Below are 13,369 nucleotides of genomic sequence, written 5' to 3' on the forward strand. Positions count from 1 at the left end.
GTGGGGCCACAGCAGTGGCCGCCGCAACCGGTTCCGGGGCGAGGTATGGCAAGCCGAGCCAGGAATGGGGGTCGGCGGCCGGCCGGTCGCACCGGGCCGACACATCCCGGACGCGGGCGGCAGGGGATGCCGCCGGGCGCCCGGCGGGCCGTGCCCCCGGGGAACTCGGCCCGGATCAGGGGCCGTTGGCTCCGGCTCCGGTCGAGTCCACCCCGGAACGCCCGCTCGCCGGCGCCGGGACGCAGCCCGTGCAGTCGGCGCCGCAAGGCAACGGGACCACGATCGAGGCCGCTTCGGCGCAACCGCCGAAACCCGTGGGAGGTTCGTCCTTCGACGAGCGGACCAGTCGTGAGGTGCCGGCGGAACGTGACTCACACACCAGCGTCTACGAGAACGTCGACGGCAGTCGCACGCTCAAGGTCTCCGAAGACCCGGTGAACTACCGCCTCCCGGACGGCACGTGGACGAAGGTCGACGACACCCTCTCGCCGATGGGCGGCAATCCGACCAACCCGGACTGGTGGCGTACCCGGGCCGCCGCAAACCCCGTGGACGTCGCCACGAAGGCGGACGCCACTCGGCTGGCGACCCTGCACGCCGGCAATGGGACGAGCGTCGGCTTCGGCCTGGACGGCGCGACCCCGACGGTCGGCCGCACCGCCGCGGACAGCATCACCTTCACCGGCGCCCGGCCCCAGTCGGATGTCAACCTGAAGGCGGGCGACGGCCAGATCAAGGAAACGATCCTGCTCAACTCGCCCGCGGCGCCGGACACCTGGGACTTCCCGTTGCACCTGGCCGGGCTGACCCCGAGCCTGGACGAGAACGGCAACGTCGTGCTGACCGGCGCCTCGGGCGCGGTCCAGGCGATGATTCCGCACGGTTGGATGATGGACTCCGCCGTTGCCCCCGCCTCCGACGAGGGGGCCACGTCGGGTGGGGTGACCTATGAACTCCTTGCGCAGGCCGACGGCAGCCGGGTGCTGCGGGTCAGGCTCGACCGTGCCTGGTTGAATGCGCCGGGACGGGTGTACCCGGTCAAGGTCGACCCGACGGTCACGGTGACTCCGGCCTCGAACTCGGTGAGCATCGTCCAGGGCCGCAACTTCTTCCAGACCGACGTCTACCGCCTCGGCTACAACTGTGACAGCGGCTGCGCGAACGCGGCGATCCTGCTCAACACCTCGGCGGTCTCCGGGCAGTTGCAAAACAACACGATCACCGGTGCCCGGCTCTCGCTGTGGAACGTGCACTCGTGGGACTGCCAGCCATCGCGCGCGGTAACCGTGCACGGCAACACCGGTTCGTGGAACCCGAGTTCGGTGCGCTGGCCGGGTCCGTCCCACGGTCTGGCCCTGGGCTCCGCGACATTTGCGCTCGGTAACGAGGCGCGCGGCTGCAAGGACGGCTGGGCCGATATCGACCTGGGATCCGGCGGTCGTGACCTGATCCAGGGTTGGGTCACCGGCGCGGCGAACAACGGTCTGACCGTGCGCACCGCCGAAGGCGACCCGAAGACCTGGAAGAAGTTCGACACCGCGCCCAACGGTGGCGTCAAGCTCGACATCGACTACACGCCCTACCGTGCCGCGTACAAGTTCAACAACCTCGTGCGCGAGGTGACCGCCACCCAGGACGGCATCGCCAGTGTGACCGTCACCAACAACGGCGCCGTGGGTTGGACCAAGGGCATCCACTCGCTGCACTACCGGCTGTTCAACGCGAGTGGTGCCGAGTTGAACACCGTGGCCTGGACCCAACTGCCCAACGACGTGCCGCCGGGGCAGTCGGTGACACTGAACGCGACCATCGCCAAACTGCCTCCGGGCACGTACACGCTCGCGTGGGACATGGATGCCACCAACACGCGCAAGTTCTCCCAGATGGGGGTGCCGCCCCTGCCGATGGCGCTCGGCACGGCCAACAAGTGGCCGGTCATCACCTCGATGACCCCCGGCAACGGCTATGAATCCGACACCACGACCCCGACGTTCACCGTCGCGGGCAATGACCCGGACAACTGGCCGCGGCCGTCGCTCGACTACTACTTCGAGGTCTGCACGGTCGACGGCCAGGACTACCGGAAGGACTGCAAGAACACGCCCTGGCAGACTTCCTCGTCGTTCACGGTCCCGCCGAGTTGGGGCCTGGTCAAGGGCGGCAAGTACGCCTGGTACGCCTATATCGGCGACGGCGAGAGTCCGTCGGTGCGGCCCAATCCGGCCGTGTTCACCATTCCCAACCGCCCGCCGGCCGTCGACACCGCGTGGCCGCCGAGTGGCTACACGTTCTCGACGCTGACCCCGATGCTGCATGTGACCGGGCACGACCGGGACGCCTGGCCGGCAAACCAGCCGCTGCGCTACAAGTTCGAGGTCTGCGAGGTCGACGGCGCGAACACGCGCAAGGATTGCCACACTTCCGATTGGCAGCCGAGTTCGCCCTGGACGGTGCCCAAGGAATGGAACCTGACCTGGGGCAAGACCTACGCGTGGTACGGCACGGTGGGCGACGCCGGCGGCGCCGACGGCACCTTCGCGCGGGCCGCCATCTTCTCGACCCAGGTGCCGCAGCCGGCGATCACCAGCCACCTCGCGGCGGGTTCGGCGGGCAAGGAGTTCAACGAGCAGGTCGGCAACTACACGACGGCAGCCACCGACGCGTCGGTGAGCGCGGTCGGGCCCGACCTGACGGTGTCGCGCACGTACAACTCGCTCGACCCGCGCACCGATACAGCGTTCGGCGCCGGCTGGGCGTCTCGCTGGGACATGCGCGTGATCCCGGACAACGATGGTTCGGGCAACGTCGTGGTGGTGCTCGCGACCGGCGGGCAGACGCGCTTCGGCCGCAACGCGGACGGCAGCTACGCGGCGCCCTCCGGCGGCTTCGCGACGTTCACTGCGGTGGCGGGCGGCGGCTGGCAACTTGCCGACAAGTCCGGTACTCGACAGGTCTTCGACGCGGCGGGTCGGCTGGTCTCGGTCGCCGACTACGCGGGCCGCACGCAGCAGATCACGTATGGCTCGGACGGCCGGATCGCGCGGGCCACGGACGTCACCTCGGGCCGCCATCTGAGCTTCACCTGGACCGGCGCCCACGTCACCCAGGCCGGCACGAACCCGATCGATGCGACAACGCCGGGCCCGGTGTGGACGTACGGCTACGACGGTGACCGGTTGACCAGCGTATGCCCGCCCGTCTCCGGTGGTACCGGACCGGCCGCGGCCTGCACGCGCTACGACTACACCACCGGATCGCACTACCGCTCCGTCGTGATGGACGCCAACCCGCGTTCCTACTGGCGGCTGGGCGACGCGGGCCCGACCACGACGGCAGCCGACAGCGTGCCCACCGCGACGGTGCGTGAGGGCGCCGAGTACCGCAATGTGACGCTCGGTCAAGCCGGCGCGCTCGCCGGATCCCCGGATCAGGCGGCCGGGTTCGACGGCACCTCGTCGTACGTGCGACTGCCTGCGGACATCGTGGGCAAGTCGACCTTCCTCAGCGTCGAGATGTGGTTCAAGACCACCCGCTCGGGAGTGCTGTTCAGTCAACAGACCCGTGCGATCGACGACCCGGCAGGTGTCGGTGGGGAGTTCAACCCCGCGCTGTACATCGATGGCAACGGCAAGCTGCGCGGGCGCTTCCTGACCCGGGGCGCGACGCCGGACCCGATCGCATCCGCGGATGCGGTCACGGACGACCGGTGGCACCACGCGGTCCTGTCCGCGACCGGAACGGCACAGACGCTCTACCTCGACGGCCGACCTGCGGGTACTCTCCCCGGCGAGGTCTACCACCCGGCCGGCAGCAACACCATCGTCGGCGCGGGCTTCGCGCAGGGCGTGCCGCAGTCGCCCGGTGCGATCGGCTACTTTGCCGGGACGATCGACGATGTCGCCCTGTACGAGCGGCCGTTGGGCGCCACGGGCGCGGCCGAACACTACGCCGCGCGGGCCGTCGCGAGTCAGTTGACCAAGGTCACTCTGCCGTCCGGCCGGACCCACGCGGACATCGCCTACGACGCTCGCACCGATCGGGTCACCCAGGTCACCGACGCCAACGGCGGTGCATGGAAGTTGTCGCAGCCGACCTACGCCGCGTCCTCGGCCGCCTACGCGAGCGCGATCGTCGCGTCCGCGCCGGTCGGCTATTACCGACTGGGCGAGCAGGGCGGGACCACCGCGCGTAACGCGTCGGGCGGAGCCGACCCCGGTACCTATCACGAGGTGGTGCCCGGACGGGCCGGCGCGTTCGCCGGCGGTGACGATACGGCGGTCGAACTCAACGGCACCACGTCCTACGTCGAATTGCCGCAGAACCTGCTGCGGACGAAGTCCCGACTCTCCATCGAGCTGTGGTTCAAGACCGACAAACCGGGAGTGATCGTCGGGCATCAGTCCAATGCGATCGACGATCCGGCGGGAGTCGGCGGAAACTTCACTCCCGCGATCTACGTCGACTCCAACGGCAGACTCCGCGGCAAGTTCGTCCAGGCCGATGCTCCGGGGCAGACCCCGGTCGCCTCCGCCCAGTCGGTCACCGACAGTCGTTGGCACCACGCCGTACTGACCGCCGACGGGACCGTGCACACGCTCTACCTGGACGGTGTCAAGGCAGGCAGCGTCAACGGCGGGGTCAACCATGAGGCCTCGAGTCGGGTATACCTCGGTGCCGGGTTCGCCGCCGGCTGGCCCGAATCCCCGGGTGCTGTCAGCCACTTCGACGGATCGATCGACGAGGTCGCCGTGTACGACCGGGCGATCGACGCCGCGGCGGTGGCGGAACACTTCGCCGCCCGGGGCGCGGTGGTGCCCAGCGCCGCGCCGGCGTATCGAGCGGCAGTGACCTCGTCCGGACCATGGTCGTACTACCGACTCGACGAGACCTCCGGCGCGCAGGTCGACTCGCAGCAGGGTGCCAGGGGGACCTACGGGGCGGGCCGCGCGGTGTCCACCGTGGGTACCGGCGAAGGCGTCGCCGACGGCGACGGTTCCGCGATCTTCAACGGCACCAAGTCCTATATCGAGTTGCCGCAGGGACTGGTGCACGGCTCGTCCCAGGCCACCATCGAGTTGTCCTTCCGGACCTCGAAGCCGGGGGTATTGTTCGGCTACCAGTCCGCCGGGATCGATGAACCGCAGACGACTTACACTCCCGCCCTGTACGTCGATACGGACGGGAAGCTGAGAGGCAAGTTCTTCACCACGAGCGGCGCGGCGCTGCCGCAGATCGTCACCGAGTCGTCGGTGAACGACGACAACTGGCACCACGTCGTGCTCACCACCGACGGCATGATCCACACGCTCTATCTCGACGGCGTCGCGGCGGGCACGATCAGCGGCGCGGTGTTTCACGAGAAGAGCCTGCGCAGCTTCATCGGCGCGGGCACCACGCTCGCGTACGAGAAGGCGCCGGCCGGTTCCGGCTTCTTCGACGGGCAGATCGACGAGGTCGCCGTCTACCGTAAGACGCTGGACGCGGCCACCGCCGCCGCCCATGCCGCGGCGGCGGGCAGCCCGGCGGCGGACTACCGCAAGCGGATCCTGGCGGCCGGCCCGACCGGATACTGGCCACTGACCGCCACCGACAGCGGCACCGCGCCGATCGACCTGGTGCCGGGACCGGCCACCGACGCGGCCGGATCCTGGAACATCCAGCAGGGTGTCGTCGGAGCGTTCGGAGCCGGCGGCAACCGGGCGGCCGGCTTCGACGGCACCTCGTCGCACATCCGACTGCCCAAGGACCAACTGACGGGCGTGCCACAGTTCACCGCCGAACTGTGGTTCCAGGCCCAGGGTTCGGGGGTGCTGATGGGCTACTCCACCCAGGACCTGCCGTATTCGAATGCCGACACCCCGGCGACACCCATGCTCTATGTGGGCACCGACGGCCAGTTGCGCGGCGGCATCTGGAACGGCGCTCCCGCGCCGATCACTTCGCCGGAATCGGTACTCGACGGCCGCTGGCACCACGTCGCGCTGAGCGTGGACGTCCCGGGCAAGACCCAGAAGCTCTATCTGGACGGAAACCTCGTCGGAACCCCGACGGACGCGTCCTCTCCCACCGTCGACCCCTACATCACCATCGGCGCCGGGCCGGTGAACAACCTGGCCTGGCCGGCCAAGCCGACCGACGTCCGCGGCTACTTCAAGGGCAGCATCGACGAGGTCGCGATCTACCACCAGGCGCTCACCGCCGACACTGTCGGCCGACACTACGCGAGCGGCTCCGCCGCCGACGCTGCCGCGCTGACCACCACGACCACGGTCACCGACCCGAACAACCGTCAGGAGCGGCGTACCTACGACGCGTTCCGCGGTCGGGCGCTGAACGTCACCGACGTCGAGGGCGCCACCACGACCTACGGCTACGACAGCGGCGGCTTCCGACACACCGTCACCGACGCCAACGGCAACTCGGTGATCAGCGGGCACGACGCGCGCGGCAACGAGATATCGCGCACTACCTGCCGGACCGCGACCCAGTGCTGGACGGGGTATCAGGAGTTCCATCTGAACAAGGACAATCCGCTCGACCCACGCAACGACCAACTCGTCGCGGTCCGCGACCCGCGCTCGGCGGACGCGACGGACAACACCTACAAGACCACGTACGCGTACACCACCACCGGCCACCCCAGCGGCGAGACGCGACCCGACGGGTCGACCACCCAGCGCGCCTACACCACCGGGACCGAGGCGGCGGTCGGCGGCGGCACGGTACCGGCCGGTCTGCTCGCCTCGACCACGCAACCCGGCGACCGGGTGACCATGTTCGCCTACTATGCCAACGGCGACCTCGCGGCGACGACCGACCCGGTGGGCCTGATCACTCGTCAGAGCTATGACGGGCTGGGGCGGAAAATCGCCACCACCGAGGTCTCGGACACTGCCCCGGGCGGTGTGACCACGACCACGGGCTACGACTACGCGTCGCGGCCGACGACCGCGACCGGGCCGGGCGTACGCAACGAGATCACCGGTGTCACCCACACGACACGCGGTACCACGGTCTACGACGTCGACGGCCGGGTGGTCGAGGAATCGACCGCCGACACGACCGGCGGCGACGCGACCCGGACCAACATCTACACCTACGACGCCAAGGGCCGTCCCGAAACCGCGATCGACCCCGAGGGCGGAGTGACCCGCACCGGCTACGACGCCTTCGGGCGGCTGGTATCCAGGGTCGACGCGGTGGGTGGCGAGATCCGCTACTCCTATACGCCGGGAGGGCAGCCGGCCGAGACCGTACTGGTCGGCTGGGACGGTGACCCTTCGGGGACACCGCGCGACCTGGTGGTGCAGTCCCGGGCCTACGACCCGGGCGGGCGGCTCGCGTCCGTGACGGACGCGATGGGCGCGACGACCTCGTATACGTACTACGACGACGACACCAAGGCCGAGACGATCGCGCGGGCTGTCCGCCAGTCCGACGGCTCGACGCGGGACATCGTGCTGGAGCGGCTCGGCTACGACGGCGCGGGCAACGTGGCCCGGAGCATCACCGGCGGGACCACGATCACCGAGTTCTCCTACGACGCGCAGAGCCGTCCGGTGCGGACGGTCCTGGATCCCGGGGGGCTGAGCCGGGAGAGTTCGATGGTCTACGACACGGCCGGCTTCGTTGCCCGGACACTGCGCGCCGGCGCGGGCATCACCATGCCCGAGGCCACCGACTTCACCTACGACAAGGCCGGTCGGGTTCTGCGGCAGACCGCGCACAACGAGACGGGTTCGCCGCGCGCCGACGACGTGCTGGTCAGCACCTGGAAGCGGGACCAGCGTGGGCTTGTTCTGGAGGAGGTCTCGCCCAACGGCAACGCGGCGGGAGCGACCCCGAGCGCCTACGCCGTCACGCACACATATGACGTACTCGGCCGCGAGATCTCGACGGCGTCCCCCTCCGTGGAGGTCACGGTGGGCGGCTCGACGCCGACGACCACGCGCCCGACCACCAGGGTCGGCTACAACACCTTCGGCGAGCCGACCGTCTCCCGAGACGCCAACGGCCGGGTCACCACCAGCGTGACCGACCGCACCGGCCGAACCACCGCGACCACGCTGCCTTCGTACACACCCCCGGGCGCGACCCAGGCGATCGTCGCCACCTCGCAGGTCCGCTACGACAAGGCGGGCCGGGCCATCGAGTCGACCGACCCGCTGGGCCGAACCAGCAAGGTGCGCTACGACCGGATGGGCAACGTCGTCGAACAGACGGCCCCCGAAGCACCCACCACGCAGAGCGCGTTGCTGAAACCGGACCCTGCCCAAGGGCCGCTGCAGCAGCAGACCTTCGCCGACGCCCCGCCCAAGCCCGCCACTTGGCGCCACACCTACGACGCCAACGGCCGCCGCCTGGCCACGGTGGACCCGGAGGGTGCCCGCACCGAGGCGACCTACGACCAACTCGGCCGTCAACTCACCAGCACCCAGGTCGAACGTTTCCCGACGGCGAACAACTTCACCACGACGATGACGTACGACGACGCGGGCCGCGTGGTGGCGACGACGTCGCCGACGGGGCGCCACATGTACCAGGACTACAACCCTGCAGGGCAACCGACGCGCCGATGGGGCGACACCGACGAGATCACCACCGATTACGACGGGATGGGGCGCCAGGTCCGGACGTACGACGGGCAGGGCCGAGGCAACCGATGGGCGTACAGTCCGCTGGGCCGAGTGGACGCCGTCGAGGACATCGTCATGCGATACAACGGCTCCGTCCTGAACGAAGTCTCCCTGCGCACGTTGTCCCACACCTACGATGCGAACGGCGATCAGGTCTCGACATCGACGCCGGCCGGTGGTCGTACCGACTTGGCCTACGACGCCGCCGGTCGCCTGATCCGGCAGACCGAGAAGGTCGACGCCACCGGTTCGATCACGACCTCGTTCGGCTACGACGGCATGGGCAACCGCACCCGATTCACGGATGGCAAGGGCAACTCCACCATCTACACCCACACTTCGTGGGACCAGCCCGAGAGCGTGATCGAACCGGCCACCACGGCCCACCCGAACCTCGCGGACCGAACCTGGACCACCACCTACGACGCGACCGGACAGGCCACGAGCCAGTCGGCACCTGGGGGAGTGCGCTCCGACAACAAGTACGACCACCTGGGTCGCCTGGTCGAGCAGACCGGAAGCGGGGCCGAAGCCACCACCGACAAGCGGGTGTTCGGCTATGACGACGCCGGACGACCGACCAGGGCGCAGACCGTCGGTCAGCTGACCACGAAGTCGTCGAACACGTACACCTACAACGATCGCGGCCTGCTGCTGACTGCCACCGGTACTTCCGCCAATTCGCACTACACCTGGAACGCGGAAGGTCAACTGACCGAACGTACCGACGCCACAGGCACTGCCCGCTTCAGCTACAACGCGCAGGGTCGGGCCCACCTCACCACCGATCCGCAGACGGGTTACACGGTCGAGTACGGCTACGACGGATCCGGCAACGTGACCGGCCAGACCTTCTGGGACCACTGGCCCGAGATCGAGTGGCCGGCTCCGGCCCCGGCGCGAAACATGGTGGCCCGGTCGGCCATGCAGCACGATCGTCAATTCACCTATGACGACCTGGGTCGGCTGACGTCCGACGAGCTGCGCGGCCGAGACGACCTACCGAGGCAGTCCACGTCGTACACCTACGATGCCGACGACCACATGACGGGCAAGGACGACTCCGCCACGGGTGGCCGCAAGAACACCTATACCTACGACCTGGCCGGTCGCCTCACCCAATGGAACGACGGCACCACCGTCACCCCCTACACGTGGGACGCCGCCGGCAACCGCACCACGGCCGGTACCAAGACGGCCACCTACGACGAGCGCAACCGCCTGCTCACGGCGGGGGACACCAGCTACGGCTACACCCCACGCGGCACCCGGTCCACGATCACCGTCCCCGGCCTGACCAAGTCGATGCAGTTCGACGCGTTCGAGCAACTCGCCCAGGACAGCGCTGCCTACGGCTACGACGCCCAGGGCCGAATGATCACCCGCGACGGCAAGTCCGGCTTCGCCTACGACGGCATGACCAACAACCTCGTGGCCGACGGCACCACGAAGTTCACCAGGGGCGCCGCCGGCGACCTGATCGCCACCGGCAACGGCACCACCGGCACCCTTGCCCTCACCGACCAACACGGCGACGTCACCGCGGCGATCGACCCGACCACGCTCAACCGCACGGCCTTCACTACCTACGACCCCTTCGGCCAGGTCACCGCCCAATCCGGCCCGAAGCCCGGCCTCGGGTACCAGGGCGCCTGGACCGACCCCACCACCGGCCAGGTCAACATGGCCGCAAGATGGTACGACCCAGCCGGCGGCGGCTTCGACTCCCGAGACACCTGGACCCTGGATCCGAGGCCATCCGGCAATGCAAACCGATACGCCTATGGCGGCGGGAATCCGTTGACCAACAGCGACCCGTCCGGTCACTGCGTGTGGGATGCCTGCGTTGCCGAGGGTTCGGCTGTCTATTGGGCGGCAGCCGGAGCTCTGGCTGTAGGTGCTGCCTGTATGGCGAAATGCCAGTCGTGGGCACAAGGATTGGCCGACGGATTGTCGAACGCCTGGTCTGGCGCTCAAAGTCTTGGGTCAAAGATCAAAAACAAGTGGAACTCATGGAGCGGAAGCAGTGGAGTAACAGCCGCCGGCGGCGCTTTGGCCTGGTGGGTGACCCACCCGACCACGGCCAGCAGTGCGGCCTCCAGTTCCGCAGCCGCCGGTACGCGCGCGGCCGACCTCAACGCATGGGCATGCCGAACCTACGGTGCCTGCGGATCCAGTGGCGGCGGCCCCGGCAAGGGCCCCGGTGCCGGCCCGGGAACCGGTGGCGCCGGCCCGGGCGGTCGTTGTGCAATCGGATGCCGAGGCGGAAAGGGTAAGGGCCCCGGTGGCAAGGGCCCTGGGGGCAAGTCCCCCATCAAGCCCAAGCCGAAGCCCCCACATCGCCCGACGGCTCCCAAGAACCGTCCGCCGACCTCCGCGACTCCGGTCGTTGACCCGCTGATTGCGATCATCAAGGGTGCTCTGGACGGCACTCGAGTATTCGATACGTTGCAGAGCACCACCAATGCGCAGCGCGAGCCCGTGTATAGCCCAGATCAGGTGGCGCAGGATGAACATTCGCTCGAAATGTTGAAATCCTTTTTCCCGGGAGAATCGATTGATACGGATATGGGGTTTGGGGATTCCGGCGCCGATATCAATCGACGGAGAACCAGAAACGAATGCCAACGTGACCTGCCGTCGAAGGAAGCCGGGTACTTCTATGCGCCCATGACGAGATTCGGTCCCGATGCCGAGGATTGCCGAGCGACCGGAGCAGTCGCCATAATTGACGGGGACGATGTACGGACGGGCTTGGATCGGCGGGACCCGAAATGGAAGCCTGCCGGCTACTCGACCCTACCTGTAGGGAATCGAGCAGCTCTTCATCTCATTGCAGATAATGCGGGAGGGGCAAATTACACGCTACGTAATTTTGTTGCCGGATATCAGTATCCTGCTAACGCCCCAGATATGTCGGGTCTTGAGCGAGACATTCAGAATGCGGCAACGGGAGGTCAGGTGGTCTCTGTCGGAGTTCTCCCCGTTTATGGAGATCCGACCCGCCATGCCGGAGTTCCGGATCGGATCCGGATGGTTGCCTATGGCAGTGGAGGATATGCCTTGAATTGTACCGTTTATAATCGCCCACAGGGTGGATATGACTGCACGCAAAGGACATCAGGTGGATCTCTCTCGCGTCCTTAGTGAACCGCGGCTGAATCACGATGTCGAATTCGATTGGCATGATTTCGAGAGTGAATTCGAAATCGACCTTCCGTTCGGCTATAAGAATTTTATTTCCGCTTATGGTCCCTGTGTGATCAGCGATACGTTGATGCTGTTTCATCCCAGGGCGCCAGAAGCAGATGACAGTCTAAGTCTGCGGTGGAAAACCCGAACCGTTTCTGCCCTGTATGCGCAGACCGAGCCGTCTCTCGTGCCATACAAGATCTTTCCCATGGAGGGCGGGGTGTTTCCGATTGGGCATACGACCTTGGGAAATCAGATATTCTTGCGTCCCAGGGCGCACGGACTCGGTGAAGGCTGGTCGGTCCTAGTCGACTGGGGCGGTGCATGGCTCGACTACCAGATGGGGTTTGAAGAATTCCTCCCCAATGCGCTGAGTGGAGACGTTCATTTCTTTCACGAGTCCGTTCTCGAAGACCCGTCCTATGAGCTGGTAGGTCGCGTGCAGTGATTTCGATGAAGCTGGCCTGCTCCAGTCGTCGCAAACCTACGGATCCGGGGCTTCCAAGGCGCCGACCTGAGGCCCGTCGAGTTCACAATTGGCGATGGTCCAAGATCGCTGATGCGTAGTGCCGAACAGGATGACTGCGCCGAATCCGACGAGCGTAAATCAGGTGGGTGTCGTTTGGAGTTGGATTTGGGTTTCTGATCCCTCGAAGCCCAGGGATTTGTAGAGGTTTATGGCCAGGTAGGTGGGGTCGGCGACGATTACCAGGGTGCTTACCTGCCAGTGGGCCCTCGCGTGTTGGGCTGCCGTGTGGACCAATGTGGTGGCCAGGCCCTGGTTGCGGTGGGTTGGGTGGGTGGTGACCGTTTGGTAGCGGGCCAGGCCCTGGCCGTTGGTGAACAGGCCCAGGCCGGCGCGGAGTTCGCCGTCCTGGAAGGCGCCGAACCAGGCGCCGTGGCCGCGGGACTGGAGGTCGCGGAGGCCGGCCAGGCGGGCGCGGGCGAACTCGCGGTAGGCGGCGGGGTCGGCGCCCGGGTTGGTGGCTTCGCTGAGGGCCAGGGCCTGGGCCCAGTCCGCGTCGGATTCGGCGATCCGGAACGTGGCCGTGGTGTTCGGGCGCGGCGGTGGGTCGAGGGCCTCGGCGGTCAGGACCGTGCTGCGTTCGATGTCCAGCTGTGCGGCGGCCAGGTCGTCCGGGTCGCCCGTCGCGCCGTCCGTGCCGTCCACGCCGAGCGCGACGTGGCTCGCGTCGGGGAATTCGCGGCGGAAGGTGTCCACCCACCCGGCTGCGCCGCCGGGGGCCGGGGGCGCGGCCAGGAGCAGGTAATTGCCCCAGTGGAAGGTGGGGTTGGTCGGCGTGCGCACGACCAGGTAGCCGTCCCGCCGCTCGATGTCGCTGCCGTGCAGGGCCAGCAGCATCAGGTCGGTGCGGAAACCCAGTGAGGTCACGTTCATCGCGCTACCTCATCACACCGGGCGGGCACCTTCCACTGAGTAAGAGGATTGCGTGCGCCGGCGGCGATTTCATAGCAGCATCCCGGGCGTATTCGACCCGTCGACCCGTCGACCCGACGACCCGACGAGACGACGAGACGAC

Annotated in this window: 3 protein-coding genes; 2 read left to right on the forward strand and 1 reads right to left on the reverse strand. The window is 67.7% G+C overall.

Annotated features, from left to right (window positions below; genetic code table 11):
* The first annotated feature begins 314 nt into the window (after positions 1–314).
* Positions 315–11,783: a LamG-like jellyroll fold domain-containing protein gene (locus tag ABIA38_RS37560; protein ID WP_424643464.1), complete on the forward strand. Its 11,469-nt coding sequence runs from the start codon at positions 315–317 to the stop codon at positions 11,781–11,783.
* Positions 11,761–12,276, forward strand: coding sequence for a hypothetical protein (locus tag ABIA38_RS37565; protein ID WP_424643465.1), 516 nt, complete (start codon positions 11,761–11,763; stop codon positions 12,274–12,276). Before ABIA38_RS37560 ends, ABIA38_RS37565 begins: the two co-directional genes overlap by 23 nt.
* A gap of 159 nt (positions 12,277–12,435) precedes the next feature.
* Here the strand turns inward: ABIA38_RS37565 and ABIA38_RS37570 are convergent, their stop codons facing one another.
* Entirely contained in the window at positions 12,436–13,227 is a 792-nt protein-coding gene (locus ABIA38_RS37570; protein WP_424643466.1) for a GNAT family N-acetyltransferase, read from the reverse strand.
* Positions 13,228–13,369: the final 142 nt, after the last annotated feature.

Source organism: Embleya sp. AB8 (genome assembly GCF_049739465.1).
GTDB lineage: Bacteria > Actinomycetota > Actinomycetes > Streptomycetales > Streptomycetaceae > Embleya.

What these genes read in the sequence shown, in the direction of transcription:
- ABIA38_RS37570 (WP_424643466.1), bottom strand. Translation starts at nt 13,227, where the DNA reads ATGAACGTGACCTCACTGGGTTTCCGCACCGACCTGATGCTGCTGGCC.